A 24,784-nucleotide genomic window follows, 5' to 3' on the forward strand; every position below is an offset into this window, starting at 1 on the left:
CGGACTCTCGCCGAGGCCGGGGTCCTGCTCGCTCGGGTACGGGAGCTGCTGCAGGCCGACGGGGAGGAGTTCGCCGCGGCGGTCGCAGACATCGAAAGGCGGCTACGGGCGGAGAGCTGGCAGCGGCAGCGGCATCGGGAGCGGCTCGCCCGCCTGGCCTCCGGGGACGACGGCTGGATCCCGCTGGCCGCGCGCTCACCCGAGCGAGTCCCGGAGTGGATGGCACACAAGCGTGAGCAGCTCGTCGACTTCTATCTCACCCTCGGCTTCTATCTCACCCTCGGCCAGGCACTCGACCGCGCCGACGACCCGCGGCTGCGAGCTGGCCGACAAACTGGCCGCCGACATCATACGGATGGCCGACGAACGGGGCGAGAACTACGTCGACGACACAGACATCGAACCACCGCTGGTCAAGCTGATGGACACCCTGGCGTTCGACACCGTGCCGCCGGCCCGTCGGCTGATCGAGTTGCTCAAGAAGCGAGGCTGGACCGGCTGGACCGAACTCAAACGAGTGGACCCCGCACCAGCTGCGCCCGAACATTGCAGGAAGGCACCGCAGCGCGGCGTTCCGCGCGATCGGTGACGGCGGGCAAGGTCCTGCCGTGCGAGGCCGCCAGCAACGGCTTCGGCACTGATGTTGACCCAGACGGCCCAGGACTCCGAAAACGACGGCAGGCCGCAAGGGCAGAGGTCCTGACGGGATGCACTACCCGAGGCTAATCACTGTGTGAACGTGCGGAATTCGGCAGCTCCGGATCGGTCCCGGTCCGAGTCGAGGCCCGGGAGCGACGGGGAGGGGAGGATCAGTTCTGTCGCCAGACCCGGAACGTCTGTTGCAGCCGCCACGTGCCGTCGGGCTGCTGCGCCTGGTTACTCCAGCGAAATGCATCGATCTCGATGTCGGAGAAAGTCCAGCGTAGATCGCCTCCGTCGAGCACGATCTCCCCTTCGACGGGAGAGGCCAGGAACGTGTGCGTGCGACGCCGGCCCGGTCCCACCCACGTCGAGCGCCATACGCCCGCACCGGCCACGGGGTCGGGAAACCGCAGGCTGACGCCGTGTTCGACCCCGGGCAGGATCCAGACATCGGTGGTAGCCCGCCCGCCCAACGCGTACCCGAAGTGCCACTCGCCTGGGCGAACAGTCGAGGACCCGTCGAGGCCGTACTCCGTACAGTCCAGCAACCAGGATCCGGCGAACTGTCCGAACAGGCTGAGGTCGACGCCATCGGCAGGCCCGTCTGCGAGGAAGGCGGCAGCGACGGCAACGGACGGTTGGATCACCATGCGAAAACCATATCCTGGCTGTCCTTGCCGACCGTGATGCCTGTCCAGCGTCGCAACGAGCGGACTTGACATGGCAGTCGTGGGGTGAGTTCGTTGATCAACTGCAATGCCGGGTCGTTGCGTTCATCGAAGCTCAGACACATGCTGAGGTGACCGATACCCACGTCCAAGGGCATCGTCATTCACGAAGAGTCGTGATCGCAGTGCGGGGAGTCCGGTTACTGGGCGCGGAGGGTCTCGGAGAACCCGACGATGCGATCGTCCAACTCGACCTCCGGGGTGATGCAGGTTTCCACAACGTCCCGTCATGGTGCGCTCCCGGCGCCGACATGTCGAGCAACCGCTCGCCCGGGCCGTACTGTCCGTGGCTCCGGGCACCCGGTCGTGAAACCGAGGAGGCGACCCGCGAAAGCAAGCTCAGTATTGCCGGATAGGTCGCGGGGTTTCGCCGGCTGTCGCTTCCGGGTAGCGGACGGCGCATGAACCGCAATCTCGTGAAGGCTCTGCAGGTTGCGTGGGGGCTGCCGGAGTTTCGCAGCGGGGTGCGACACCTCATCGATCTCGACGAGGTCTCGGTGGTGCTTGCCACGCTGTCCGCTGTGGATGACGACCGCGAGGCGAAGCGCAGCCTGTTGAACCTGCTGCGGTCCGGGCTGGATGCGAAAGATTCGGGAAGCTGCGTTGCTGCTGCTTGAGCACGACAAGGTGCGCCAGCCACTCGTTGCGGCGGTGACCCTGCATCCGGATACCCGGCCATGTCCGACGTGTGAACAAGTCACCCAGCTCGTCTTCCCACGACTCAACGAGCGCTACGCCAACCACAATCGACTAACGACCCAGAATCACCCAAAGTTGCTATCCGCCGTTGCAGTATTAGGACGGCTGGGCGCCGTTATGGGTCACCGAGATAGCGGCGACCCCGATGGCGTAGCGGACGGCGGTCATGTCGTCGTGGCGATCCAGGGCGACCGCCTGGGCACCGGCGAAGGCGTACACACCGGGTTCCTCGCCGCGCTCGGCCGGCCAAGGCCACGATGATCGACTGGCCCTCGTACGCCTTTCGCGGTTCCGCTGCTCATAGCGACCTCCATCGCTGCAGTGCCCTGCCGTTCAGTCGCTGACTCTGCTGCGGGACTGGTACACCAGGTCCTGGTACTCAGGGTGCCGGGCGATCCACCCCGCGAAGAATGGGCAGGTGGGCAGGACCAGCAGGCGCGCGGCGCGGGCCTCGTCGAGGCCGGCGCGGGCCAGGGCCGCCCCAACTCCCCTGCCCTCGTACTCCGGCGAGACCTCGGTGTGTACGAACGCGATGAGTTCCGTGGTGCGGATGTACTGCGCGACACCCGCAACCTTGGACTCTCCCTCGACCCGCGCCTCGTACTGTCTGGCTTCGGGAACGTCTTTCACATTTACTACCATGTGTTCTCCATCAGAACTCGTCTCCGATACGGGCGTGACGCGGCGATCGTGCGGTCGCCACCCCAGTATCCGGCGCTCGCCGGCCACGGACAGTGACACCACGTCACCAGTGATCGTGACACCGCGTCACTGACGCCTCGGGCGCGTCCGCGCTGTCATGGGAGACGCGCTCGTCGTGGTCCAACAGGCCACCTGCGTGCACCACCGCAAGCGGCACGGCTGTCATGTCGAACGGCCAGACCGATCTCTCCGCTGGCCGCGACGCGGCCGTGCTCGGACGAACCGACATGCCGGGCGCTTCGGCGGTACGGCCTGGTGCGGGGTCACAGGATCGAGTGTGCGGCAACATGGCCGAAGCGGATCGGCCGGCTGATCGGTCGTCTCACGAAGGGGCAGACCGGGCGTTAACGTTGAAACGGCTGTGCCATCGCGGCCAGGCGGGGGGAACATGGAACTGTTCGGACGGCGCCCCGAGACCGCCGCGCTGGACCGGCTGCTGGATCGGGCTGCGGATCGCGCGGGTTCCGGGCTCGTGCTGTGGGGTGAGCCGGGCATCGGCAAGACCGCTCTGCTTGAGTACGCCGTCGGGGCGGCGTCCGAGGCGGCGGTGTTGCGGTGTCGGGGCACCCGGATGGAGGCAGGGCTGGCGTTCGCGGCGCTGCACGAGCTGCTGTGGCCGGTGTTGGATCGGCTGGAGACGCTCGCCGCCCCGCAGGCTGCGGCGTTGCGGGGTGCGTTGGGCATGAGTCGGGACCCAGCCAACCGCTTCCTCATCGGCGCAGCCGTGCTGTCGCTGCTCTCCGGTCTTGCGCGGGAGCGACCGGTGCTGGTCGTGGTGGACGACGCTCAGTGGGTCGATGAGGCGAGCGCGCATTGCCTGGGGTTCGTCGCCCGTCGAGTGGCGACGGAGCCGGTCGCGGTGCTGCTGACCGGACACGAGCATCCTGCCTCGGGGCCGTGGGAGGGGTTGCCGACGTTGGAGGTCGGAGGTCTGGCCGACGAGGACGCGCGCCAGCTCGTGACCGCCATCGTGCCGGGGGTCGACGCGGCGCTGGTCGATCGGACGGTGCGGGCGGCGGGGGGCAACCCGTTGGCGCTGCACGAGTTGCCCGCCCTCGATCCCCAGACCGACGGCGAGGCGACGGTCCCGCCGTCCGGGAACCGGGTGGGGCCACGGTTGCGGCGGGCATTCTGCGCACGGGTCGAGGCCCTGAAACCGTCGACCCGGGCGTTACTGCTGCTGGCCGCCGCCGAGGGCCGGGGCGACCGGCACGTCGTGCACCGTGCGGGGGCCGGCTGGGGCGTCGACACGTCCACCTGGGACGAGGCACTGCGCTCGGGTCTGCTTCGTGCCTCGGGTGCCCGCCTGGAGTTCCGGCACCCACTGATCCCGGCAGCCGTCTACGACGGTTCCCCCTTCGCGGAACGGCAAGCCGTGCATCGGGCGCTGGCTACGGCCCTGCCGCGGGACGCCACCACGGAGCGGGCTTGGCACCTGGCGGCCGCCGCCGACGGGCCGGACGAGGACGTCGCCACACTGCTGCAACACGCCGCCGAGGAGTGTCTGCGACGCAGTGCGGGTTCGATGGCGGCTCGCACGCTGTGTCGGGCCGCCGAGCTGTCGCCGAAGCCGGCGGACGCCGCACGCCGGCTGGCCGCGGCCGCCCGCGCTGCATGGCACGCCGGCCAGGCCAACACGGCGCGGCAGGTGCTCGAAGACGCTGAACGCCTGGGCGGTGTGCATCCCATCGTCCGGCTGAGCGGCGGGCTGCGCGGGATCCTCGAGTTCGCGTACGGCATGCCCGAGCGTGCCCACCATTACCTGGCATGCGACATGGCCGTGGTTCCCGAGACCCGACGCGCGGTGGAGCTGGGCACGGTCGCGGTCCGCGCCGCCTGGTCGGCTGGTCGCGCCGACCTCCAACAGGATGCGCTACAACGGCTGCGTGCCGTGGACACCGCCGGTGACTCCGCGGTATCGGGGCTGATGCCCGTGCTGCGAAACTGGTGGTCCTGCTACGACCTGACCGGCGAGTTCCCCCCGCCGACCCCGGACCTGACCAGCGACGCCGTCGGTCGGCTCGGTACGGTCGCGTGGGAGTTACTCCCGCCCGTACCGTTGGCTCAGGCCTGGGGCGTTGACGCTCGACTGCTCGACGTGCTGCGCGTGCAGGCCGCACAGCTGCGGCGTCGACACGAGCTCAGCGCGTTGGCCCTGGTGCTGGCCCAGATCGCGATCCTCGACACCGCTGCGGGCCGGTGGGGCGCCGCCGAGGTGGCGGCGGCCGAGGCCTGCGGCTGGCCGAGGAGGTCGGGGCGGATCACCTCGCCACGCAGAGCCGCAGCTGCCTCGGCACACTGGCTGCCGCCCGCGGCGAGTACCGCGCCGTCGACGAGCACACCAGCCGGACCCTGCGGGTCTCGGTTCCGCGTGGGGTGCGAGCGCTCAGCGCATCGGCGTACTGGATTCGTGGACGTGCGGCACTCTTCGACGGTCGTCCTCAGGAGGCGCTGAGCGACCTGCTGTGCCTCGTCGAGCCCGGCCACGAGGCATCCCACGCCACCTTCGCGCTGCTTGCCGCCGTCGACACCGTCGAAGCGGCGGTGCAGGTCGGCAGCAGCGACGTCGCCGAGGTTCAGGTCGCCATGGTGCAGGAGTGGGCGCAGCGTACGGGTGCGACCTGGGCCCGCACGGCCGGCCACCGTCTCCGGGCCCTCGTCGAGGGTGGATCGACGGCCGAGGCCTCGTTCCGAGCCGCCCTGGACGTCGCGGGGGCGGGGTCGCATCCGTTCGAGTACGCCCGCACCCGGCTGCTGTACGGGGAGTGGCTGCGGCGGGCACGCCGCCGGGCCGACGCCGGTACACAGCTCGCCGCAGCCGCCGAGACCTTCGAACGGCTGGGCGCGGACCCACTGCGGATGCGGGCGCTGCGCGAGCATGCTCTGGCCGGCCGGCGGGCCGCCCCCGCCTGGCCGATCCTCCGACCGCAGCCGGGCTGACCGCCCAGGAGCTCCGGGTCGCGCAGTTGGCCGCGGACCGGTTGACCAACCGGGAGATCGCGGCGCAGCTGTTGATCAGCCCACGCACGGTCGGACACCACCTGGCCAGCGTCTACCCCAAGCTGGGCATCACCTCCCGTACCGAGCTGGCCAGGATCGACTTCGATGGAGACCTGCGGCTCAGCTAGTGCGGTGGCCAGAAACGTTTACCGGGCCCAGCGAAACGGGTTGTCCTCCAGCGCGGAGCGGTCCCAGTTCCCCCGGTCCGCGGCGGCCTCGTAGGTGGTGCGGAGGAACTCGGCGACCGCGCGGTCCGGGTCCGGTGCGGCGCGGGCGGCCTCGTACGGCAGCAGGAACTGCTGGAACTCGGTACTGAAATACGCGCCTTCGGGGCTGACCTGCTGCTCGGCGAACCCGTCGGGTTCGGGATAGGCGTACGAGTAGAAGGCACCTTCCTCGCCGCCGCCAGGCCAGAACCCGCAGCTGGAAAGTTCCCGGGAGTAGCCCTCGACCATGACCCAGTCCCCGCAGTTGGGCACACCCCCGGGGTGCGGTGGGGCCGACCGGCCGGAGAAGCGGGTGCAGGCGAGGTCCATCCCGCCCCAGAAGAAGTGCACCGGGCTGACCTTGCCCACAAAGTGCGACCGGAACTCGCCGATCACCCGGTTCGCCTGCAACAGCTGTCGCCAGAACAGTGCGGCCGCCTCACCCTCGTACGAGGCGTGGTGGTGGTCCTCGGCGAACGGGATCGCCGGGTCGACCTCGTTGGGCCGCGGCCGGATCGGTGCCTCGATCCCAAGCTCGTCGAGCATGGCCATCACCCGCGAGTAGAACTCGGCGACCGGCATCGGCCGGAGCGGGAGGCTCCGCACGCCGCCGCTGCTGCTGCGAACGTCGAGCCGATGGCCGATGAAGTCGAACTCGATCTCGAAGGCTCCCGTGCCGTACGGGATGGCGGACGTGGTCAACCCGCGCGGGCTCACGTACAGGGTCACCTGCCACCAGTGGTTGAGCAGCGGAGCGTGCGCCATCCGGATCTTGCCCACGATCTGGGTCCACATGTGCAGGGTGTCGCGGGTCGCGGTCCAGTCCGAGACCCGCAGGCTCGGCCAGCTCATCGTTGCCGGACTTGTCATCGCTACTCACATCCTTGGCGCTGTCACGAGAGGGTGACGGTCGTCGTGGCCGGGTCCTCGGTGTGGCCGGCCGCGCCCGTCGAGCACACCCCGAGCGCCGGCGTGCCCGGTGGGTTCCACCTAACGAGTGTCGGACGCTGCGGCCTGCGCCGGATCGGCCGGTCAATCGGTCGGGTTCCGGCGATGCTACGTGGCCGGGAATCCCTTCAGGGTGGCGTTGACCTCATCCGCGTGGGTCCAGAGCAGGCCGTGGGGCGCGCCGTCGATCTCGACCCGGACCCCGACTCGTCGTCCGCAGTGATGGTCGCGTCCTGTCGTTGATCCGGCCACGCTCAACCAGGGTCGATACAGGCGGTGCAGGTTGACGATCAAGCTAGCGCGGCAGGTCGAGCAGAACGACCGCGCCGGCCGTCGCGTCAGCGGTACTCGGGGTTGGCGGCGTCCGGATGAACTCCTGCGTCCCAGGCAGTGCGCTGGTTGCCGTAGGCCGGAAACCCGCCGGCACGACGGATCATCGACGCGAGGTGGAGCAGGTTGTAGGTCATGAACGCGGTATTGCGGTTGGTGAAGTCGTTCTCCGGCCCGCCGGAACCCTCATCGAGGTAGGACGGGCCGGGGCCGACCTCACCGAGCCAACCCGCATCGGCCTGCGGCGGGACAGTAAAGCCGATGTGCTGCAAGCTGTACAGGATGCTCATCGCACAGTGCTTCAGGCCGTCCTCGTTGCCGGTGAGCAGGCAGCCACCGACCCGCCCATAGTAGGCGTACTGGCCCTGCTCGTTGAGTACACCGGAGTAGCCGTAGAGCCGCTCGATCACCCGACGGGTCACCGAACTGTTGTCGCCGAGCCAGATCGGTCCGGCGATGACCAGGATGTCGGCTGCCAGCACCCGGGGCAGCAGCGCGGGCCATTCGTCGGTGTCCCACCCGTACTCGGTCATATCGGGTCGGACGCCGGTGGCGATATCGTGGTCGACGGCGCGAATCTGGTCCACGCTGACCCCGTTCGCCTCCATGATCGCCACACTGCGGTCGATCACCCCCTGGGTGTGGCTACGGCCGGGGGAACGGTTGAGGGTGCAGTTGATGTACATCGCGCGCAGCCCGGTGAAGTCGGGCTTCTCGATCACCGTCGCGGTCATGGGGTCCTTCCTGCCATCGGTCGTGCCGTCGGCCCGTCGGGCGGCTCAAAGGTCCTCACATCTCGACGTCAATCGGTCCAGACGAAGGATCCGGCTACCTCCCGAGCGCAGCGGCGCATCCGGTGGGTCCGTGTAGCGAGTGTCGGACGCAGCGGCCTGCGCCGGATCGGCCGGTCAATCGGTCGGTCGTGCTCGGGGTAGCGCGACCGATGCCCGCCGGCACTCGCGCCGCCGGCGATCGCACCGAATCACAGGCCGGCTGCCGGACAGTGCCGAGACGGTCCAGGGAGACTTCGAACATCCCGACACCTGGCCTGCGTCGCTGGACGGCGCGCAGCCGGTGTACCTGTTCGAGTCGGTCAAGCCACGCGAGTTCGGTGGTGCCGCCCCGCACCACGGCCGCGGCCAGCGTGGTGGTCGCCGGGTGGATCCCGGACCGGCTCGCCGCGGCGGCGACCCGGACCGACTGGGACAGGTGCGCACGCAGGTGCTTGGCGAACAGCCGGTGGAAGGTTTCCCCGGTGGCCGACCGCAGCGTGGCCGGCTCGCCTTCGGTGACCATTCCCGGCATGTCGTGGCCTTCGTGGGGTTGGTTGCCGGCGCGCCGGCAACGGCCAGCAGCCGGCGGGACCGGGCCAGGTCGGCGCGGTGGGTGGCCTCGACCCGGGCGGCCAGTCGCCGCCAGGCCGGGTCGGTGGTCCGGGTCGGCACCAGGTCGAGTACCGGCGGCAGCCGTTGCGCCATCGCCACCGTCAACTGGAGCCAGGCGATGTCGGTGGCACTGAACGGTCCGGAGGAACCCTGGGGCGGTACCGCCTCGCTCGTCGGCGCGACCGGCGACGGTGCGGATGCCGGCGACGGGCCGGCGACCTGCGGTGACCCAGCGGAGCAGCCGGCGGCGAGCAACACCGCGATGAGCAGAGTGGACGGTGCGGCGACGGATGCCCGCATCTGGCCTCCTGCCCGTCCACCGACGGCGGGCCCGCGTGATCGGGCCCGCCGTCGGATGCGGACGTGTCCGGCTCAGATCGGCCGTCCGTCGTGCCCGCACTTGATGACCGGGCGGATGCAGTCGCGGATCCGCCGCGACAGCTCCTCGACCGGCCAGGCGTTGAAGAAGTCGCCGTGCATCGTGTAGCCCGCGACGGGTCACCGTTGACCGGGTACCGCAGCACCTGTCGCAGCTTCGGCACGTGGACCGGGTGGGTGGCCGGGTAGGCCTGGTTCATCGGGTAGGCCAGGAGCGACGCGACCTTCACGGTGGCTCCCCGGCTGTCAGGCGGCGCCGGCAACCAGCCCGCGTACCCGAGCTTCTACCTTGGCTCGGCCATCAACTGGTCGCAGGTGCCGTTGCCCAGGACGTTGGGCGTCGGGCAGCGTCGCCACGCCCGGCGACCAGCTCGACAGGCGGATCCGTGCGGATGAGGTGTGCGGCGTCGTCCGGTGGCGGATCGGCTGCGACAATTCGGGGATGGGTGACAGCGGTCAGGGCGTCGATCGTGCCGTTGCCGGCGCGGATTTCGTGGAGTGGAACTTCTCGATCATGGCTGGTGGTTCGCCGTGGCGCATCGAGCAGGGGATGACGCAGTTGCTCGCCCATCAGGGCGCGGAGGGCTTCGGGCCGTCGCTGGCCGTCGCGGCGCGGGAGGATGCCCTGGTCATCCACGAGTTGGGTCGGCGGGAGACGCCGACGGCGGTGGCGGCGCTGCGGGCGTTCCAGGCGATGAGCCCGGTCGACACGCAGCGTGAGCTGGCCCGGTTGCACGCTGAGCGGCTCGTCCGGCAGGGAGTTCCGGATCCGTCCTGGGCGTCGAGGATCGGCCGGGTACGGATGGAGGGCTGCTGGTGGGCGCACGACCTGTTCGACGAGACCGCGTTCGTGTTGTGTGCGTTCTCCTACGGCGGGGCGGATGAACACGGCATCCTGGCGTTGATCGACCTGGCGATCGGCGGTGGGCTGTTTCGGGAGCTGACGCTCGGCACGGATGTGGAGGTGTTGCGGGACGTCCTGCGCCGCGCGGACGGGCTTGATGGTCTGGTCACCGAGCCGCTCGACCCGGCGTACGCCCGGCGGCTGTTCGTGGACGCGGTCGCCACCTCGGACGAGGTGCTCGAGGATCGGGAGTACCAGCCGAAGCCGGTGCCAGTGGCGTACCGGAAAATGCGGGCGCTGACCCTGGCGCGCGCCCGGGCATTGAGCGCCGTCGCCGCGCCGCCTGAGCCGCTGCCCGACAGCGTGGAGGTCGAGCTCATGAAGCGGGCGTTCCTCGCGTCCGCCGCCGCCTCCAAGCTGCCCGCTGGCGATATGACGAGCCGGGCTGTCGATCTGCTCGTCGCGCAGTTCACCGACCGGGCCGCCTGTCATCCACTGCGTCTCGGCCCGCGTCAGGTCGCGGCTGCCGTGGGCCTGCCGGACCTGGCCCCGGACGCCGTCGACGATGCGGACGTGAGCAGGATCCTGCCGGATGTCGCCCGCGCGTGGGTCTGCTGGACCGCGGCCGAGCGCTCGCTGTCCCGCGACGCCACCGAACGCCTCGAACAAGCCGCGGAGCAAGCGTGTGCACGACTGCGTCCCGCCGGCACGGACGGCCATCAGACCACCTGACGGGTTCCGGCCGACCCTGGTCACCGACACACGGCGCAACGCGCGGTCGGCGGCATGAAGCGAAACCGCACCCGTCCGCAGGTCGGGTGACCAGTTACGGTATTCGGGGAGGTTCGGCCGGGCGGCTGCTGGCGTTGTACGAGTTCTTGGCGCCGACAACGGCCGCCTGGATGTGCTCGGGGTCGACGCCGTCTACGTTGAGCGGCGGGTGCACACGCCGGATGAGTTCGGCCTCGATGGTCGCCGGTTCCGGGTCCTCCGCCCAGGTCACGCGCAGGTGCGTGTGCATCCATGTGGTGAGCCGCGCCTCGTCCTCGGGGACCAGGACGACACGGTCGGTCCAGGTCGTCCGGTATCCCTCGGCCACAGCAAGCCCGGCCAGGGTACGGCGCAGAGTCGAGCTGCCCGAACGCCTCAGATGGTTGCGCAGGATCCGTCCCCGTAGGCTGGTCGACCTCCAACAGGTGCGCCAGGTCGTTACCGAGCACGCCAGAGGAACTGCCCATGAACATCAGGGCGTTCGTCATCCGATCGACCGCCCTGCGCAACACCGGCACCGCGACCGCCGCCTCACCCACGTCGAGGCCCCCGGTAGGGCGCGCGCGAAGTTGTTGTCCACGAGTTCCGGCCTGGTAGTCGGGCAGGCTTGCGAGACCGGCGTGGACTCGTCTGAACGGTTGGCGAGGGTGCAGCATCCGCTAAGCGGGGAAGTCGAGTGCCGGTGTCACATCGGCCGTCCTCGGTTTCTCAAAGTGACGCGTCGAGCTGGCCGATGTGGTAGCCGGGCGCTGCGGGTGGAGGAGCGAAGCCGTCTGCGGGGTCGACGACTGGGCCGAATCGAGGTCGATCGGGTGTGTTGGCTCGGGCAGGATGACGGGGTGATCTGGGGGAGACGGGGCAGCGGGGTTCAGCCGTCGGCGGTGGGGAGGGCGGTGCGCTCGCGGCGGTGCGGGTCGCGGTCGACGACGTTGCCGGCGCGGGCAGGTGGGAGGCGTTGGACCATCTGGTCGAGGTGTTGCTCGAGGTCGATGCTGCCAGCGACGAGGTGGTGGCGCGGTCGGCGTTGACGCTGGTGGCCGGCGTTGCGGGGTTGGTGGCCTGGCTGGACGGGCACGCGCGGCAGGCACCCTGGTACGGCCCGGACCGGGAGCCCGCATCGCGGCGGGTGGGGGCGCGTTTCTCGGTCGCGACGTCGGGGCCTGTCGCGGTGGCGCTGGCGAGCATGCATCGTGACGGGCGGATCCGGGAACGCGCGGTCGCGGCGATGGTCGCTCGGCCGTGCCCGGAGGTGATGCCGTTCCTGGTGCTGCGTGCCGGTGATTGGGTCAGGCCGGTACGGGATCGGGCGCGGGCCGGGCTGGCGTTGTTGCTCGCCGACGATCCGGGTCGCTACCTGCCGGCGGTGCTGCCGATGGCGTTGCGCCTCGACGCGCGGCGGCGAGGTGGCTTCGCCGTCACCCAGATACGGGCGGCGTTGATGTCGGCGCCAGCACAGGTGTGGTGCGGGCTGCTGGGATCAGGTGGCCACAGGCAGCGGCGGTTCGTGTTCGACACTGTCGTGGCTCAGGGCTGGCTGCGTTTGGCCGACTACGTGACCTGCGCCGAGACTGACTTGGATGTGGGGATTCGGGTCCGGGCGGCCGAAGCGGCCTGCCGTGAGGCGGTCTGGACCCGCCGGCCCGGTGTTCTGCGTCGCCTGGCCCGGTCGGTTCGTGCTGAGGTGCGGGTGGTGGCGTTGACCGGGCTGGTCCGGGTCGGTCAGGACGGTGACGTTGCCGCGTACCTGGATGATGACGCGCCGCTGGTCCGGGCGGTGGCGCGGGACGCGGCCCGCCGGGTCGGCATCGACGCCCGGGAGCACTACCGGACTACGGTCTGCGTCGGAGAGCCGGCGCTGGGTGCGATCGTTGGGCTTGCCGAGACCGGCTCGGCAGCGGATACCCCGCTGCTGCGGCCGCTGCTGAGCCACCCCCAGGCCAAGGTCCGTGCCCAGGCGGTACGGGGCCTGCGCCTGCTCGATGCAGTTGTCGCGCAGGAGGTGCTTCCGCTGCTGCGGGATCCGTCGCCGGCGGTGGTCCGGGAGGTGACCACCGCGCTGCGGCCCTTGACCGGTGCCCTGCCTCCGGGCTTGCCGTGGGAGTTGCTGGCGGATGGCCGGGTGGAGTTGCGTCGGGCCGGCTATCGCCTCCTGCGTGGCCGCGGCGTCGACGTCGAGTTGCGTGCTGCCCTGATGCTCACCCTCGACCCGAACCCACGCCTGGCCGAACGTGGCAAGGCCGACGTGTCCCGCCTCGCCCGCGACGGCGCACGAACCACCTGGCGCCGCACTCCACCACCCGAGCTGTCGGTCACCGCCGCGCAGCACGCCGAGCTCGCCGCGTTGGCGGCACGAGCGGCGGCGGCACTCGGCGAGGACACCAGCCGGATGCTCACCACCTGGCTGGCACACAGCCGCCCCGATGCATGAGTGCGCTCCCCGCCTCACAATGGTCAGTGACCGACCCCGGTATCCGATCGCGGCAGCGTGACGCCAGGACGTGCGGGTCCGAGCCGGTGGTCCAGCCGAACGCGTACGAGGCAGCTCACCACCCGGTCCCACGAACCCGCCGAACGTTGAACCACGATGGACTTTGCCGGCTGTTCGCCTACCAGGTGCCGTGCCGTGCCGGATCGGATATCGCTCCACGCGCGGCAGGCCGCCGGCTGCGCCGGAAACCCAGGGAAGTAGTCACACGGCGTAGACCGCACTTGACTCGCGGCAAATCCGGTCGCCTCCGAGCGGCTGCTTTGACAGTCTTCGCCCAGGCTTACGCTGTCTATGTGACGGACGTGATCGTGCGCGCGACCGCTCTTGACTGGGCCAGCGATGAATTCCCCGGTTGGCTTGAGGTAGACGTCGTGGATGCCAACGGGCAGGCGCATCGGATCGTCGAAAAAGTGCCCGTGCTTACGACTGACGAGCTCACCATCGCTACACCACTGCCGATCGAGATCTGGATCGTCGCGGATGTGCAACATGTCGACTGTGGGCAGGTCGGCATCACCTTGAGGTACGGCACCGAGACACGCGGTGGCCTGAGGAGTTTGACTCTTATTATAAGGCTGACGACGTGCGGTGGTTATGAGTGGCCGAGCCGTAGAGGCAGTGGCACCCCGGTGGGGCGTTGAGCGCCGATCACCGACGCTCAGAAGCGACGACCAGCCAACGCGCACGAACGGCGGCATAGCGGACGAGCCGGTCCCGCGGTGGACCGTGCAGCGGATCACGCTGCCGTTTCTCGGTGGTCGAGCCACTGCCGCGCTGCCGTGAGGTCGATGTCGGCCAGTCCCAGATGCGGATCGACGCGGTGCAGCAGCGCCGGGTGTGGATAGTGTGCGGCGACCCATCGCCGGTCGGTGTCGCTGATCTCGTCGTCGAGCCAGACAAACGGGCGCCCTGCCGCCCACCTCACCAACGAGGTGGTCTTCCAGTGCACGCCGTACGGTGGGTCCTCGTCACCGTCGATCCAGTCGGACCACAGGCAGAGCGGGTAGGCCGAGCCAAGGTGCCACTACCTCGTTCGCCTCGGCCATCCACGTACTCGCCCAGACCAGTTCACCCGGCAGGGCGAGCAGCCGGCGACCGTCGTCGGGTTCGAGACGATCCAGCAGAGGATTGCCGTAACAGTCGAGACCGTCTCCCACGCTGCCGCTGCGCTGACGGCCGGCACGGGCTGGCCGGGCCCGGAACGGGATGAGCACGCCGTCGATGTCGATAAAGACCAACGGTCGTCTGTCGCTGGCAGACACCGCCGAACCGTACCGCTCAACGGCGGTCAGCGACTGTTTCCGTCAGCGACCCGTACCGAACCTAACGCCGGACGCGAGAGATGAGCGTGCCGAACTGGACAGCCGCAAACCGCATGCAGTCGGCTGACGACGTTGCTACTTTGCCGCCGATGGCGAGGCGACGGTATGTGGCGAGGGGCGTTGACGGCGGCTACCGGATCTGGGACAACCGGGTCTGCCGGTGGTGGGGCGACCTTTATGAGCTCTGCCCAGAGGAGTTGTTCAACGAGCTGAACGGCGCCCGTGACTGCGCCAAGATCACGGCGCTGCTCCGGAAGTACCGAGCGCAGAAGCGGTAACGGCCGTACATCAGGCCGCCGCGCTCGTTGCGGCCATGGGCGTGTGCGGTCAATCGCCGCTTAGAGCTGCCGGCAACGCGGACAACGTTCGCGGGTCGGGCGGCTGGGCGACTCGGTGCCGCGCCGGCCGGCGACCCGGGGGGTGTCCCTATGGTCTTTGTCAAGCGATGAGGGCGAGTTTTTCTGCCGGTTTGTGTTGATAGGGGGTGCGGGTGCGGAGCATGGCGTGTAGGACGTCGACGCGGCGGCGGGCGAGGCAGATGAGCGCGGCGTTGTGTCTCTTGCCCTCGGCGCGCTTCCGGTCGTAGTAGGCCCGGCTCAGCGGGTCGGAAAGCGCGGCGAACGCGGACAGGAAGAACGCGCGTTTCAGGTGCTTGTTGCCGCCCTTGGGTGGGTGCTCGCCGCGGATGCTGGTGCCGGAGCGGCGGGTGACCGGCGCGAGTCCGGCGTAGGCGGCCAGGTGACCGGAGGTGGGGAACGAGGTGACGTCGCCGACTTCGAGCAGGATCCGGGCTGCGGTCCTGATCCCGACGCCGGGCATCGAGATCAGGACCTCGGCAAGAGGGTGTGCATCGAGCATCTCCTCGACCTGGACGGCGATCTGGTCACGCTGTTTCATCAGGTCACGGAGGCTGTCGGCGAGTCTGGGCAGGATCGTTTCGGCGGCGGTGGTGCCCGGGACGACGACGGTTTGGGCGTCCAGGGCGGTGAAGATCTGCTCGACGAGGCGGGTGCCCATCCGTGGCGCACGCGGCGTGACGATCTCGGCGAGTTTCGACCGGCCGGCCTTGCGTAGCCCGGTCGGGCCGCCGCACCGCGACAGCAGCTCCAGGACGGCTTGGTGCTGGACTTTGGGCCCAGCACGCGTTCGAGAGGCGGGTGGATCTGGGTGAGCAGGCCGTGGATGCGGTTGGCGACGCGGGTGACCTCACCGGCGAGGTCGTCGTCGTAGCCGACCAGCATCTCCAGCTCGGCGAGGGTGTCGTCGCCGGCGTCGACGCGACGCAGTGTGTGCGGCAGCGTCCGGGCGGCGTCGGCGATCACGTAGGCGTCGCGCGCGTCGGTCTTCGCGGTGCCGGGGTGCAGGTCGGCGAGCCGGCGCATGACCAGGCCGGGCAGGTAGGCGATCTGGTGTCCGCAGGCCCGGGCGACCGCGACGGGCAGGGCCCCGATCGAGGCGGGCTGGTCCACCACCGCCAGAATCCGGCCGTGCCTGCCGAGTTTGTCGAACAGTTTCCGCAGTCCGGCCTCGGTGTTCGGCAACGCGGCGTCGTGCAGCCGCTTACCCGCCGAATTCAACGCGACCGCGTGATGGTCGCTCTTGCCGACGTCCAGGCCGAGGAACACGCCGTACTCGTTGGTCACGTCTCGTCTCCCACGATGTCCAACATGGGCTCGGCCGCTGGTCAGAGCGTCGGACTGCCGGCAGCCACGTTACGGAGAGACCTACCCACGAAGGGTGGTCGGGTCCCTATCAGCGGTCCGCCGACGCCACCCGGCCCGGCGACAACACCCCCCGGATCATGCATGCGACAGGGGCAGTAAGTCATACCGGACCGAGCGACCGAGCAGTCCCCGGCTGGGGACGATCAAAAAGGTAACGGGCGGCCCGACCGGTCCTCACGGTCGGCCGCGCCCTATCGCGGGCCGCACGTCACCGCATGCAGGGCCTCGATCAAGCAAGCGGTTCGCCGTACGCCGCACAGGCGCGGTCATCGCGCCGAGGCGTCGGCTGGGTTGAAGATCATCCAGTCCAGGTGCGAGAGGCCGTAGGTAAGACCGATCGCCCTGTGCGGCAGAGGATTCGGCGTGGCGCGCTCGCTCTACGATGCCTGGATGCTGCCGATCGAGGATGGGGCGCTGCGAGGCATCCGGCAGAGCGCGACATACCGAAACGCCGTCTGGTTAACCCGCGTGGCCAACCTTGTAGGGCTTCCGGTGGTTGTCTGGGGCATCGTCTCCATACTGCAGATTGGGCCCACGCTGCCGCAACCGGTCTTCATCGGGGCCTGGGCGGTCGGCTGCGTGACACTCGTTCCCGCCGTGGTGTTGTTCTACCGATCCGGCACCCCCTTCGGATGCAAGGGCTTTACCTGGCTCACCGACAAGCGCGTTGGAAACGCGATCCTTGGGGATGTCTTCTGGCTCCGCCCCTGACGAGCACTGGGTCCTCACCAAAGCCGGACCCGCGACGGAAACGGCGCAACCGCTCGTCGGCATCTCTGAGTGGCCAGCGACACTCATGATCGCCACGGAAAGTGACGAACGGTCAGCGGCAAATGAGCGCCACGCTACGGTTCTTTTCCGCCGTGCAGAACCGCTTCTGTCGCCGATCGACTATGCGCCCCAGCGGGCTCTGGAGGGGGGCCGGCGTCAGTTCGCAGCCGCGCGTGTATGTGGACGTCGTGCCACCCGTCGGCGTGTCGCAGGTAACCGCGTAGGGTGCCCTCGATGTCGAACGCGGCCTTGCGCGCGACCCGGCATGACGTCGAGTTGGCGATCGAGTGGACCAGGAAGAGCCGGTTCATCCGCAGCGTGCCAAACGCCCACGATGTCAGCGTGTGGACCGCGCGCACGGCAAGACCTCTCCCGCGAGCAGCGGGCAGGACCCAGTACGAAAGTTGCGCTGACGCTTCCGACAACATGATCGTCCGAAGACCAACCTGACCGACGACTTGATCATCCGTGCTACGGACGATGGCCCAACTGGCGTCTGATTCGTTCGCCCACCGCCCGGCCCAGTGCGCGATCCAGCCGTGCGCTTCGTCGTCGCTGTCCATTCGGCGCACATGCCACCGTTGTATATCGGGACAGGCGAACGCGGCCCGCACAGTCGCGGCGTCGGCGGTGCACCACGGCCGTAGGACCATGTGCTCATCGATGCCAAGACGGGGCTGTCCGGTGGTCCGGAGGGAACCAGCGGGCAAGGCAGGGTCGACGAGGAGTGGCATAGCTCCATCATCGCCAATCAGCGATCGCCGCGCGCCGGCTACGGCCGGGCACGCACGGTCGGCGGCGGATCCGGATGTTCCCTCTGTGAAAGTCACGGACGTGGCGAAGGGCGAGGTCAGCAACGCCTGTCCGTGCAAAGGAAGGGGATTGTTGTGAACGCATGTTCACGGTAGGGTCGTGAACATGCGTTCACAACGAGAGGCGATCGTTTGCCGGTCGCTGACGAAGAGGTACAACGGACGGACGGTCGTGGACGACGTCTCGTTCGAGGTGACGGCCGGTACGATCGCCGGATTCGTCGGGGCCAACGGCGCGGGCAAGACGACGACGATGCGGATGCTGCTCGGCCTGGTCGGGCCGACGAGTGGGATGGCGCTCATCGACGGCCGGCCCTACCGGGAGCTGGCGAACCCGCGGCGGCAGGTGGGCGCGGTGGTCGACGGCCCGGGCGCTCACCCCGGCCACTCGGCGAAGCTGCACCTGAGCGTGCTGGCCACGTCGTCCGGCCTGGCTCAACGGCGGGTAGACGAGGTCCTCGATCTGGTCGAGCTGACGGAGCACGCCGGGCGACGTGTCGGCGGTTTCTCGATGGGCATGCTGCAGCGGCTGGCGATCGCCGGGGCGCTGCTTGGCGACCCGGGTGTCCTCGTCCTTGACGAACCGGCTAACGGGCTCGATCCGCCGGGAATCCTGTGGATGCGGGACCTACTGCGCCGGCTCGCCGCCGACGGGCGAGCGCTGCTGATCTCCAGCCACCTGCTGGCGGAGCTCGCCGAGGTCGTCAACCGGGTCGTGATCATCGACCGGGGACGGCTGGTCGCGGACAAGCAGCTCGATCAGCTCCTCGACGGTACCCGGGTGGTGGAGATGCGTTGCGCGGATGTGGCGGCGATGCTGCGGGCGGTGACCGCCCGGGACCTGCGGGCCGACCTCGACAGCGACCTCTTGGTGATCCACGGCATGTCGGCCCGCGAGGCCGGCGAGTTGGCGGCGGCGGCGGGCGCCGGCCCGGTGCACTGGCTGACTGAGCGAACCAGCAGCTTCGAAGATGTCTACTTCCGGCTGGCCGGCTCACTCGCGGACACGCAGGTGCCGGCATGAGCCGACTGCTCCGCGCGGAACTGCGCAAGGTGACGGCCACCCCCGTGACGTGGTGGCTGCTGTTGGCCACGGTCGCCGTCGGGATCCTCGGCACGCTCGCACCGCTGATCGCCGTCGACGGCAAGCCGGTCGACCTACTCGCGGACGAGCAGGTGCGCGGCGCGTTGCACGGCGCTGCGGGCGGTTCGATCCTGGTCATCGTCGCCGGCATCATCGGCATGGCCGGCGAGTGGCGTTTCGGGCAGGCGAGCCAGGCGTTCCTCACCACCCCGCGCCGGTGGCGGGTGGTCGGCGTCAAAACCGTCGTCTACATGGCTGTCGGCGCGGTCTACGGCCTGGCTGCCGCGGCCGCCGCCACCGCGACGGCCGCCGCCTGGTACGACTCAAAAGGGATCGGGCTGCCCTTCGGACGCTCCTCGGTCTGGCTCACCCTCGCCGGCTGCGTGGTCGTGGCCATCCTTTTCGGCATCCTCGGCGTTGCCGTCGGCGCAATCGCCCGCCGGCAGGTTCCGGCCATCGTGGTGACCCTCGCCTGGACCGTCCTGGTCGAGCCGGCGCTCTTCGCGGCCGCCCCGCGCATCTTTCGGTGGCTACCCGGCCTGGCGGCACTCAGCCTGCGCCGCCAACCCTCCGACGACCTCCTGTCGTGGGGGCCGGCCGCCGCGGTGCTCGTCGGCGTCATCGCCGTCGCCCTGGCACTGGGGGTACGGCAGGTGGAGCGCCACGATGTCGCCGGTTAGGCGCAGCGCCGAGATCACCGAACAGCTGCGCGCCTCCCTTGTCGACCACGCGCGCACGCTGATCGCCCGGGAGGGGGCCGACGCCCTGACGATGCGCCGGCTCGCCACCGAGGCCGGCTGCGCGGTCGGCCTCACCTACAAGCTCTTCGCCGACCGCCGTGAACTGGTGGGCGAGATCGTCCGTGCCGAGCTCGGCCGACTGCGTGAGGCATCCGACGAGCTGCTCACCCGCTCCGGCACGGCGACCGTCGGCGCGAACCTCACGTGGTACTCAGAGACCGTTCTCGACTCGCCTGCGGTCGCACTGGCCCGGGAACTGCTCAACGACGAGGCGCTCATGCAGTCGGTCGCCGCGAGCGCCGACCACGCCGGGTTCGGGCCAGCGGCGTTCCCGAGGGTCCTCACCCGGTATCTCACCGCCGAGCAAGAGGCCGGCCGCGTGGCCGGACACGTCGATGCCGACGCTTTCGGCTTCCTCATCGCCAGCACGGTGCACAACCTGCTGGTGGCCGGCGACGCATGGCCCAAGCCCAGCCGACCCGACTTCCAACACATGCTCGACGCCGTCGCCGCAGCCATCGCGGCCCGACCCCCGGAGGAATCATGACCCCCGACGACCGCACGCCCTACCGGCCCCACGGCCGGACGACCCGCCTGCGTACCACGCTCATCGTGGTCGCGGTGATCGTCCTCGTTGCCGTAGGCCTGACCCTGCACGTCGCCGGCGTGCTTCCGCCGAAATGACCTCGACCGAACCGCGCGACGTAACGAGGCGGCTCTACACCGCGTTGGCCGACGGCGACGCGGCGACCGTCGCCAAGCTGGTCCATCCCGCAGCGACCATGTCCGTGCCCGGCACGAACCCGGTCGCTGGCCGGTACGAGGGCGCGGCCGGGCTCGCCCGGTTCGTCGCCGCCAGCGCCGCGATCGTGCCGGGCGGCGTGCGGACCCAGATCATCGAGGTCATGGGCGGTGACCGGCACGCCGCCGTCTACGGCATCTCCCGCGCTGCCCGGCCCGGCCGGCCACCACTTGAGAACCACACCGTTCACCTCGTCACCGTTGACGAAGGGCTGATCACCTCCATCGCGATTTACAACCAGGACCAGCCAACCGTGGACGCGTTCTGGGCCTGAGACGGACGGCCTCAAGGCCGAGGTGCCGAATTGCAGACGGGCGCCGCTCCTGAGGTCGGCGCCCGGTTCACGATGCGGCTTCCGGTCGTGGCCGGCGGTGGGGCGGGCGGGCTCAGCCCTGTGCGTCCGGAACCGGACGGGTCAGTTGGTCAAGGCGTTGCAGCCGTCCATCTCCGGCGAGCTGGCCGAACATGTAGATCTCGGTGGCGATGACATTGCCCTTGATCGTGACCGCGGTCAGGGTGTAGCGGGCGGCCACGCGGTCACCGGATACCAAGGTCTCATGAACCTCGGTATGCACTCTGGCGGCCCTTTGGCGGGCAGGCCGCACATGCGCAAGGAGCTTCTCGCGGTCGAGTGGTATCCCGTCGTTGTAGAGAACGAAGTCGGGCGTGTGGTAGCGGTCGAAGACCGCGGCAGGGCGTCGCCCGACAGACCGTCTACGCCCACTTCGCATCACGCGAGGCGTTGCTCAGGGCCATCGTCGATCGGATCACCGTCGAGGTGACGGCCGCCATCGACGCGGTGGAACTGGACAGCGGTCCCGCTGCAGACGCGCTGTGCCGGTGGGTGGATGTCAGCTGGACACTTCTCTACCGGTACCCGATCCTGCTCACCTCGGCCATGTCCGCCGCGACTCCACGGAAAGAGCACGAACGGCATCTGCCGATCACCGAGCGACTCGACTCGCTCATCCGGCGGGGGCAACGAACAGGCGAGTTCGACCGCGATACGACGGCGGCCTGGCTGGTGGCGGCCATCATCAGCCTCGGTCACACCGCCGGGCAGCAGGTACAGGCCGGCCGGATGAACATCCGCGATGCCGGCACGGCCTTCCGTGAGAGCGTGCGGCGTACCTGCGTCCGAGACATCGGGAGTCCTTCGGGACCTGCAGACATCGGCAAGGCCGATGGAAATGGACCTGACAGCTGACGCCGCAGCAAAGGTCGGACGCGCAACAGCAGCCCGGAGGCCGCAGATCGAGCGCCGCCCGTGGCTTCCGTCCTCGCCTCTACCCAACGCCCGCTCATCGGCATGAGCGTGTGCGGGGTCGGCTCGATGGGGCGCGTGTGGCCGAGGCCGCCCTCGTGCCTTGATGGGTTCCGGGCGGAGGCTCGGGACCGATCAAGGTAGGGTAATTTCAGGCGAGCGGGATAGCGCCGACAAGGCGCAATCCGCGTTGGGTATTGGTGTGTGTCGACCACGACACACCAAATGACAACACGCCAGGTCAACCTCGATTTCGAGGTGTTGACCTTCGAGGCAACTCGAACCCGCGCCGAGCGCGGGCAGGTGCAGCCCGCCCAGGTGCGCGGCTCCGAGGGGGCGCTGCCTGGGTAGCGATTACTCGGCATGCCGGACGTCCACCGCGAGGACGTTGTCGTCAAACCGCTCGTAACGGACGACGACAGTCCGTTCTCCGCCGTCGCCGTCATCGGTGCCGTCGCCGTCGTCCGGTGGGGGTGCGGTGAAGGCGAGGCTGGCGATGATCTGGTCGAGCAGCTTGGAGTTGCGCGAGAAGTCGCGCTCAGGCGTGTCGTGGGTAGTGGCGATGAAACTGCCGCCCGCGATGTTGACGACCCAGGTATAGGTGAGCGTGCCCTCGTCGAGCAACCCCTCTCCCGTGGCTCCGTCGACGACGGCTACGGCCTCGCGCCCGTCGACCACGCCCGAGTCGCGGGAGCGGACCTCGCCGAACACATCACGCGACGGCGCGGTCTGGTAGCTGGTATCGGCTTCCCATAGGACGATCGCCATGTCCGGCTCGGTGCCTTCGGTGACTGATATGGGGTCGGGGTCGAAGTAGCTGCATGTCGCCGCCACGTCGCCGGGGTACTGCACGGCATAGCCGACCTGGTCGTTGGCGCACCCTGGTCATCGCTGACCAGAACTGCGCCGCCCGATCCTTGTCGACCTCGGCGGCTGTGCCGTTGATGGCGGGAAGTTCGCGGGTCGGGGTCGCGCCGGCACCGTTGAGCGCCGCGCCAGCGGCTGTCGGTGTGTCCGGTCACTGCGGTGCGGAGGTGGTGAGTGGCACGGTGTCGCTGCTGGCGTCGTCGTAGCCGGACTCGATCAGCAGGCGGATGTCGAACAGCCTCCCGTCCAGCACCTGGTGGCCAGCCGCGGCGTCGCGTCGGAGGGGACGACGTCGAGGCGATCTTCCGTCGATGAGAAGTCGAAGGAGATGTCGTCGCGGCCCTCGGCCGGTTCCACCCGGGCCTGATCGAGGTCGCCACCAGGGATGACGACCCGATCGCCGGTCACGAGGGTGACCATGACGTCGTTCGCTGTCCCGGCGGTGCGTTGTCCATTGGTGGAGTGGGCGGTCCGCCGAGCTGAGCCGGCTCCGGTGCTGGCGGCGGCCCGGACGACGAGCACGAGCGTGCCAGCGAGTCGTTTCATGATCGAGCTTCTCGTCGTCGGGGGAGGGACGATCTCGCATCAGGCGCCTACCCGCGGCCCGTCCGGTCTACACCTCCGGAGCCGGTCTGTGCCGCGGTGGCCCCAGCCCGAGTACGAGATCACGCCCGTTGAAGACTGATCGGACGGTGAGGGTGTGCTTGCCACCCGTCGGTGCCGGCGGCGGGCGGGGATTTCTTGCAGTCGTGGCGAGGAAGCTCACCGGTGAGTGAGCGGGTAGGTGTCGCGGTCTCGGCTTCGATGGTCCAGGCGCGGTGGTCACCATCTCTGCGCGGAGTCAGGACGTGTGGGTCCGATCCCCGGTCCAGGCCGCTTCGAGGATCGCGGTCAGGCTGGCGGTGTCGTTCGGGCCTGGATGGTTCTGGATCAAGCGGGTGACGCCACTGGCCATCTCCGCGAAGCGGGGGAGGTCGGCGCGGGCCACGCCGATGTCCGCCAAGGTGGGCGGGATGCCGATGTCGGCAAGGAGCCCGTCGAGCCAGCTGAGGAACGTGTCTGCGGCCTCGGCATCCGAGGCATCGGTCACGTCGAGCCCGCACACCCCGGCGAGGATGGCCAACCGGTCGCCGATGGCATCCCTGGCCGCGTCCAGCGCGTAGGGCAGTAGCAGCCCGACGCCCAGTCCGTGCGGCGTGTGCGTGGCTGCGCCGATGGGGTACTGGAGAGCGTGCGGGGCCGCGGTGCCCGCGTGGGAGAAGGCGAGTCCGGCGAGCACGGACCCATAGGACATGTCCGCGCGCGCGTCCGTGTCGCCTCCGTCCCTGACAGCACGACGCAAGCTACGGGCGATCCGCTCCGCGGCCAGGAGCGCGTAGTGGTCGGTGATCGGGTTGCGGCCGAGGAACACCTGCTCCACCGGGTCGCGCGGTCCGTGGGCCCGGGGTCGCGCGGTGTAGCTCTCCACCGCGTGACAGAACGCGTCGATGCCGGAGTGGGCGGTGACGGTCGCAGGGCAGGTGTACGTGAGTTCGGGGTCGACGATGGCGAAGTCGGGCACGATGTGGACGCTCGACACCCCCACCTTCAGCTCGCGGTCCGGGTCGGTCAGCACCGAGACGGGTGTGAGTTCGGAGCCGGTGCCTGACGTCGTCGGGACCGCGACGAGAGGAATCGTCGGCCCCGGCACCTTCGACTCGCCGTAGAAGTCGCGCGGCGTCCCACCGTGGCGCCGGATGACGCCGACGATCTTGGCGAGGTCGATCACCGTGCCACCCCCGATGGCGAGGATCACGTCGGCGTCCACCTCGGCGGCGACCGAGACGGCCAGGGCGACATCGGCGAGTGGCACGTCCGGAGTCGCGTCGGAGAACACCTGGACGACCTCGACCTTCTCCCGCACGGCGGCCACGATCTCGGCCACGCCCGGCTGCCTCAGAAGAACCTGGTCGGTCAAGATGAGGACTCGCGAGCCACTCTCGGCCACCACTCGTGGGATGTTCTGTGCGACCCCTTCGCCCACTATCAGCTGGCGTGGTCCGCGGACGGTCTCAAGCATGTCAGTGCCTCTCCGGAACGTCGGCGGCGGTTTGCTGGGCGGACGTCCAGGTCACCTGCGAGACCGGGATAGCGTCGGCGAGGTTGGCCGCCCGGGTGGCGCAGGCGCCCGCGCCGGGCGGTGGTGCGCCCGCCGGCGTCCCGGCTGCCAGTGGGTTCGTGCCGGCCATGGCTCGGGTCCCGTCCGCCGGGTGGAGACCGCTCAGGTCGTGTGTGCAC

General features: G+C 69.5%; 32 protein-coding genes and 2 pseudogenes. 19 read left to right on the forward strand and 15 right to left on the reverse strand.

All coding sequences use genetic code 11. From position 1 onward, the window contains the following. Positions 1–232: 232 nt before the first annotated feature. The gene (locus tag KIF24_RS32505; protein ID WP_230417260.1) at positions 233–589 is read left to right on the forward strand and encodes a hypothetical protein; all 357 of its coding nucleotides are present in this window, start codon (positions 233–235) and stop codon (positions 587–589) included. 220 nt (positions 590–809) lie between these two features. Here the strand turns inward: KIF24_RS32505 and KIF24_RS10150 are convergent, their stop codons facing one another. Both KIF24_RS10150 and KIF24_RS10155 read right to left on the reverse strand, forming a co-directional pair. Continuing rightward, complete coding sequence (locus KIF24_RS10150; RefSeq protein WP_221083813.1) at positions 810–1,292, reverse strand: hypothetical protein; 483 nt, start codon at positions 1,290–1,292, stop codon at positions 810–812. Next, the gene (locus tag KIF24_RS10155; protein ID WP_221083814.1) at positions 1,286–1,474 is read right to left on the reverse strand and encodes a hypothetical protein; all 189 of its coding nucleotides are present in this window, start codon (positions 1,472–1,474) and stop codon (positions 1,286–1,288) included. Before KIF24_RS10155 ends, KIF24_RS10150 begins: the two co-directional genes overlap by 7 nt. A gap of 297 nt (positions 1,475–1,771) precedes the next feature. Here KIF24_RS10155 and KIF24_RS10160 point away from each other — a divergent pair, with 297 nt between their 5' ends. Together KIF24_RS10160 and KIF24_RS10165 are read left to right on the forward strand one after the other, a co-directional pair. Then, on the forward strand, positions 1,772–1,987 hold the full coding sequence (locus KIF24_RS10160; RefSeq protein WP_221083815.1) for a hypothetical protein: 216 nt from the start codon (positions 1,772–1,774) through the stop codon (positions 1,985–1,987). After that, positions 1,974–2,330: a hypothetical protein gene (locus tag KIF24_RS10165; RefSeq protein WP_221083816.1), complete on the forward strand. Its 357-nt coding sequence runs from the start codon at positions 1,974–1,976 to the stop codon at positions 2,328–2,330. The genes KIF24_RS10160 and KIF24_RS10165 overlap by 14 nt, the downstream gene beginning before the upstream one ends. A gap of 72 nt (positions 2,331–2,402) precedes the next feature. On the opposite strand, the gene KIF24_RS10170 is transcribed toward KIF24_RS10165, so the two are convergent. After that, positions 2,403–2,699, reverse strand: coding sequence for a GNAT family N-acetyltransferase (locus KIF24_RS10170; protein WP_331461068.1), 297 nt, complete (start codon positions 2,697–2,699; stop codon positions 2,403–2,405). A gap of 460 nt (positions 2,700–3,159) precedes the next feature. Here KIF24_RS10170 and KIF24_RS10175 point away from each other — a divergent pair, with 460 nt between their 5' ends. Genes KIF24_RS10175 through KIF24_RS10185 form a run of 3 tightly spaced genes read left to right on the forward strand, consistent with a single transcriptional unit; the run spans position 3,160 to position 5,899 of the window. Beyond that, positions 3,160–5,226, forward strand: coding sequence for an AAA family ATPase (locus KIF24_RS10175; protein WP_221083818.1), 2,067 nt, complete (start codon positions 3,160–3,162; stop codon positions 5,224–5,226). After that, complete coding sequence (locus KIF24_RS10180; protein WP_221083819.1) at positions 5,148–5,711, forward strand: hypothetical protein; 564 nt, start codon at positions 5,148–5,150, stop codon at positions 5,709–5,711. The genes KIF24_RS10175 and KIF24_RS10180 overlap by 79 nt, the downstream gene beginning before the upstream one ends. Positions 5,712–5,737: 26 nt before the next feature. Beyond that, positions 5,738–5,899 carry a helix-turn-helix domain-containing protein gene (locus KIF24_RS10185; RefSeq protein ID WP_221083820.1) on the forward strand — a complete coding sequence of 54 codons (162 nt, stop codon included), beginning with the start codon at positions 5,738–5,740 and terminating at the stop codon, positions 5,897–5,899. Positions 5,900–5,917: 18 nt separating this feature from the next. On the opposite strand, the gene KIF24_RS10190 is transcribed toward KIF24_RS10185, so the two are convergent. From KIF24_RS10190 to KIF24_RS34995, 3 genes are all read right to left on the reverse strand, one after another. Further along, positions 5,918–6,847, reverse strand: a complete 930-nt coding sequence (locus KIF24_RS10190) for a DUF5996 family protein (protein ID WP_221083821.1) — start codon at positions 6,845–6,847, stop codon at positions 5,918–5,920. A 416-nt stretch (positions 6,848–7,263) separates the two neighbouring features. Then, the gene (locus KIF24_RS10195) at positions 7,264–7,989 is read right to left on the reverse strand and encodes a flavodoxin family protein (protein WP_221083822.1); all 726 of its coding nucleotides are present in this window, start codon (positions 7,987–7,989) and stop codon (positions 7,264–7,266) included. A gap of 94 nt (positions 7,990–8,083) precedes the next feature. Continuing rightward, positions 8,084–8,560, reverse strand: a complete 477-nt coding sequence (locus KIF24_RS34995; RefSeq protein WP_407939909.1) for a DUF305 domain-containing protein — start codon at positions 8,558–8,560, stop codon at positions 8,084–8,086. 12 nt (positions 8,561–8,572) lie between these two features. Here KIF24_RS34995 and KIF24_RS32510 point away from each other — a divergent pair, with 12 nt between their 5' ends. Both KIF24_RS32510 and KIF24_RS10210 read left to right on the forward strand, forming a co-directional pair. Continuing rightward, positions 8,573–9,127, forward strand: a complete 555-nt coding sequence (locus KIF24_RS32510) for a hypothetical protein (RefSeq protein WP_407939910.1) — start codon at positions 8,573–8,575, stop codon at positions 9,125–9,127. A gap of 333 nt (positions 9,128–9,460) precedes the next feature. Beyond that, complete coding sequence (locus tag KIF24_RS10210) at positions 9,461–10,594, forward strand: hypothetical protein (protein WP_221083823.1); 1,134 nt, start codon at positions 9,461–9,463, stop codon at positions 10,592–10,594. 94 nt (positions 10,595–10,688) lie between these two features. Here KIF24_RS10210 and KIF24_RS10215 read toward each other — a convergent pair whose 3' ends face one another. Further along, positions 10,689–11,087 carry a GIY-YIG nuclease family protein gene (locus tag KIF24_RS10215; RefSeq protein ID WP_331461357.1) on the reverse strand — a complete coding sequence of 133 codons (399 nt, stop codon included), beginning with the start codon at positions 11,085–11,087 and terminating at the stop codon, positions 10,689–10,691. Positions 11,088–11,540: 453 nt separating this feature from the next. Here KIF24_RS10215 and KIF24_RS10220 point away from each other — a divergent pair, with 453 nt between their 5' ends. Continuing rightward, entirely contained in the window at positions 11,541–13,061 is a 1,521-nt protein-coding gene (locus KIF24_RS10220; protein WP_230415448.1) for a hypothetical protein, read from the forward strand. A gap of 353 nt (positions 13,062–13,414) precedes the next feature. Further along, positions 13,415–13,762: a hypothetical protein gene (locus tag KIF24_RS10225; protein WP_230415450.1), complete on the forward strand. Its 348-nt coding sequence runs from the start codon at positions 13,415–13,417 to the stop codon at positions 13,760–13,762. 95 nt (positions 13,763–13,857) lie between these two features. Here KIF24_RS10225 and KIF24_RS10230 read toward each other — a convergent pair. Then, positions 13,858–14,359 (reverse strand): annotated as a pseudogene (locus tag KIF24_RS10230) (HAD domain-containing protein). 173 nt (positions 14,360–14,532) lie between these two features. Between KIF24_RS10230 and KIF24_RS10235 the strand changes: the two are divergent. Next, positions 14,533–14,721, forward strand: a complete 189-nt coding sequence (locus tag KIF24_RS10235; RefSeq protein ID WP_221083824.1) for a hypothetical protein — start codon at positions 14,533–14,535, stop codon at positions 14,719–14,721. 160 nt (positions 14,722–14,881) lie between these two features. Here KIF24_RS10235 and KIF24_RS10240 read toward each other — a convergent pair. Next, positions 14,882–16,086: pseudogene (locus KIF24_RS10240) on the reverse strand (IS110 family RNA-guided transposase). A 444-nt stretch (positions 16,087–16,530) separates the two neighbouring features. On the opposite strand from KIF24_RS10240, the gene KIF24_RS10245 reads away from it, so the two are divergent. After that, the gene (locus tag KIF24_RS10245; RefSeq protein ID WP_221083825.1) at positions 16,531–16,878 is read left to right on the forward strand and encodes a hypothetical protein; all 348 of its coding nucleotides are present in this window, start codon (positions 16,531–16,533) and stop codon (positions 16,876–16,878) included. 134 nt (positions 16,879–17,012) lie between these two features. Here the strand turns inward: KIF24_RS10245 and KIF24_RS10250 are convergent, their stop codons facing one another. Beyond that, entirely contained in the window at positions 17,013–17,672 is a 660-nt protein-coding gene (locus tag KIF24_RS10250) for a GNAT family N-acetyltransferase (protein ID WP_221083826.1), read from the reverse strand. A gap of 184 nt (positions 17,673–17,856) precedes the next feature. Between KIF24_RS10250 and KIF24_RS10255 the strand changes: the two genes are divergently transcribed. From KIF24_RS10255 to KIF24_RS10275, 5 genes are read left to right on the forward strand one after another with little or no spacing between them, the layout of a single operon-like run. Beyond that, positions 17,857–18,774, forward strand: coding sequence for an ATP-binding cassette domain-containing protein (locus tag KIF24_RS10255; protein ID WP_221083827.1), 918 nt, complete (start codon positions 17,857–17,859; stop codon positions 18,772–18,774). Further along, positions 18,771–19,514: a hypothetical protein gene (locus tag KIF24_RS10260; protein ID WP_221083828.1), complete on the forward strand. Its 744-nt coding sequence runs from the start codon at positions 18,771–18,773 to the stop codon at positions 19,512–19,514. Before KIF24_RS10255 ends, KIF24_RS10260 begins: the two co-directional genes overlap by 4 nt. Continuing rightward, positions 19,501–20,121 (forward strand): TetR/AcrR family transcriptional regulator, encoded by a 621-nt coding sequence (locus tag KIF24_RS10265; protein WP_221083829.1) that lies wholly within the window; start codon positions 19,501–19,503, stop codon positions 20,119–20,121. The genes KIF24_RS10260 and KIF24_RS10265 overlap by 14 nt, the downstream gene beginning before the upstream one ends. Further along, entirely contained in the window at positions 20,118–20,258 is a 141-nt protein-coding gene (locus KIF24_RS10270) for a hypothetical protein (RefSeq protein WP_221083830.1), read from the forward strand. The genes KIF24_RS10265 and KIF24_RS10270 overlap by 4 nt, the downstream gene beginning before the upstream one ends. Then, positions 20,255–20,650: a nuclear transport factor 2 family protein gene (locus KIF24_RS10275; protein WP_221083831.1), complete on the forward strand. Its 396-nt coding sequence runs from the start codon at positions 20,255–20,257 to the stop codon at positions 20,648–20,650. The genes KIF24_RS10270 and KIF24_RS10275 overlap by 4 nt, the downstream gene beginning before the upstream one ends. Before the next feature lie 112 nt (positions 20,651–20,762). On the opposite strand, the gene KIF24_RS10280 is transcribed toward KIF24_RS10275, so the two are convergent. Continuing rightward, positions 20,763–21,107, reverse strand: coding sequence for a nuclear transport factor 2 family protein (locus KIF24_RS10280; RefSeq protein ID WP_230416224.1), 345 nt, complete (start codon positions 21,105–21,107; stop codon positions 20,763–20,765). 47 nt (positions 21,108–21,154) lie between these two features. On the opposite strand from KIF24_RS10280, the gene KIF24_RS10285 reads away from it, so the two are divergent. Then, positions 21,155–21,583, forward strand: a complete 429-nt coding sequence (locus tag KIF24_RS10285; RefSeq protein ID WP_221083833.1) for a hypothetical protein — start codon at positions 21,155–21,157, stop codon at positions 21,581–21,583. A gap of 282 nt (positions 21,584–21,865) precedes the next feature. After that, a complete protein-coding gene (locus KIF24_RS33860) occupies positions 21,866–21,991 on the forward strand; it encodes a hypothetical protein (protein ID WP_269440608.1) in 126 nt (41 codons plus the stop codon). 3 nt (positions 21,992–21,994) lie between these two features. Here the strand turns inward: KIF24_RS33860 and KIF24_RS10290 are convergent, their stop codons facing one another. From KIF24_RS10290 to KIF24_RS10305, 4 genes are all read right to left on the reverse strand, one after another. After that, positions 21,995–22,492 (reverse strand): hypothetical protein, encoded by a 498-nt coding sequence (locus KIF24_RS10290; RefSeq protein ID WP_221083834.1) that lies wholly within the window; start codon positions 22,490–22,492, stop codon positions 21,995–21,997. A gap of 231 nt (positions 22,493–22,723) precedes the next feature. Further along, positions 22,724–23,053 carry a hypothetical protein gene (locus KIF24_RS10295; RefSeq protein WP_221083835.1) on the reverse strand — a complete coding sequence of 110 codons (330 nt, stop codon included), beginning with the start codon at positions 23,051–23,053 and terminating at the stop codon, positions 22,724–22,726. Positions 23,054–23,348: 295 nt separating this feature from the next. Continuing rightward, the gene (locus KIF24_RS10300; RefSeq protein ID WP_221083836.1) at positions 23,349–24,566 is read right to left on the reverse strand and encodes an iron-containing alcohol dehydrogenase; all 1,218 of its coding nucleotides are present in this window, start codon (positions 24,564–24,566) and stop codon (positions 23,349–23,351) included. A gap of 1 nt (position 24,567) precedes the next feature. Next, entirely contained in the window at positions 24,568–24,735 is a 168-nt protein-coding gene (locus tag KIF24_RS10305; RefSeq protein WP_221083837.1) for a hypothetical protein, read from the reverse strand. Positions 24,736–24,784 lie beyond the last annotated feature (49 nt).

The organism is Micromonospora tarapacensis (genome assembly GCF_019697375.1).
Classification (GTDB): domain Bacteria; phylum Actinomycetota; class Actinomycetes; order Mycobacteriales; family Micromonosporaceae; genus Micromonospora; species Micromonospora tarapacensis.

What these genes read in the sequence shown, in the direction of transcription:
- KIF24_RS10150 (WP_221083813.1), bottom strand. Translation starts at nt 1,292, where the DNA reads ATGGTGATCCAACCGTCCGTTGCCGTCGCTGCCGCCTTCCTCGCAGAC.
- KIF24_RS10155 (WP_221083814.1), bottom strand. Translation starts at nt 1,474, where the DNA reads ATGACGATGCCCTTGGACGTGGGTATCGGTCACCTCAGCATGTGTCTG.
- KIF24_RS10160 (WP_221083815.1), top strand. Translation starts at nt 1,772, where the DNA reads ATGAACCGCAATCTCGTGAAGGCTCTGCAGGTTGCGTGGGGGCTGCCG.
- KIF24_RS10175 (WP_221083818.1), top strand. Translation starts at nt 3,160, where the DNA reads ATGGAACTGTTCGGACGGCGCCCCGAGACCGCCGCGCTGGACCGGCTG.
- KIF24_RS10190 (WP_221083821.1), bottom strand. Translation starts at nt 6,847, where the DNA reads ATGACAAGTCCGGCAACGATGAGCTGGCCGAGCCTGCGGGTCTCGGAC.
- KIF24_RS10195 (WP_221083822.1), bottom strand. Translation starts at nt 7,989, where the DNA reads ATGACCGCGACGGTGATCGAGAAGCCCGACTTCACCGGGCTGCGCGCG.
- KIF24_RS34995 (WP_407939909.1), bottom strand. Translation starts at nt 8,560, where the DNA reads ATGCCGGGAATGGTCACCGAAGGCGAGCCGGCCACGCTGCGGTCGGCC.
- KIF24_RS10210 (WP_221083823.1), top strand. Translation starts at nt 9,461, where the DNA reads ATGGGTGACAGCGGTCAGGGCGTCGATCGTGCCGTTGCCGGCGCGGAT.
- KIF24_RS10235 (WP_221083824.1), top strand. Translation starts at nt 14,533, where the DNA reads ATGGCGAGGCGACGGTATGTGGCGAGGGGCGTTGACGGCGGCTACCGG.
- KIF24_RS10250 (WP_221083826.1), bottom strand. Translation starts at nt 17,672, where the DNA reads ATGCCACTCCTCGTCGACCCTGCCTTGCCCGCTGGTTCCCTCCGGACC.
- KIF24_RS10255 (WP_221083827.1), top strand. Translation starts at nt 17,857, where the DNA reads ATGCGTTCACAACGAGAGGCGATCGTTTGCCGGTCGCTGACGAAGAGG.
- KIF24_RS10260 (WP_221083828.1), top strand. Translation starts at nt 18,771, where the DNA reads ATGAGCCGACTGCTCCGCGCGGAACTGCGCAAGGTGACGGCCACCCCC.
- KIF24_RS10265 (WP_221083829.1), top strand. Translation starts at nt 19,501, where the DNA reads ATGTCGCCGGTTAGGCGCAGCGCCGAGATCACCGAACAGCTGCGCGCC.
- KIF24_RS10270 (WP_221083830.1), top strand. Translation starts at nt 20,118, where the DNA reads ATGACCCCCGACGACCGCACGCCCTACCGGCCCCACGGCCGGACGACC.
- KIF24_RS10275 (WP_221083831.1), top strand. Translation starts at nt 20,255, where the DNA reads ATGACCTCGACCGAACCGCGCGACGTAACGAGGCGGCTCTACACCGCG.
- KIF24_RS10280 (WP_230416224.1), bottom strand. Translation starts at nt 21,107, where the DNA reads ATGCGAAGTGGGCGTAGACGGTCTGTCGGGCGACGCCCTGCCGCGGTC.
- KIF24_RS33860 (WP_269440608.1), top strand. Translation starts at nt 21,866, where the DNA reads ATGACAACACGCCAGGTCAACCTCGATTTCGAGGTGTTGACCTTCGAG.
- KIF24_RS10295 (WP_221083835.1), bottom strand. Translation starts at nt 23,053, where the DNA reads ATGAAACGACTCGCTGGCACGCTCGTGCTCGTCGTCCGGGCCGCCGCC.
- KIF24_RS10300 (WP_221083836.1), bottom strand. Translation starts at nt 24,566, where the DNA reads ATGCTTGAGACCGTCCGCGGACCACGCCAGCTGATAGTGGGCGAAGGG.
- KIF24_RS10305 (WP_221083837.1), bottom strand. Translation starts at nt 24,735, where the DNA reads ATGGCCGGCACGAACCCACTGGCAGCCGGGACGCCGGCGGGCGCACCA.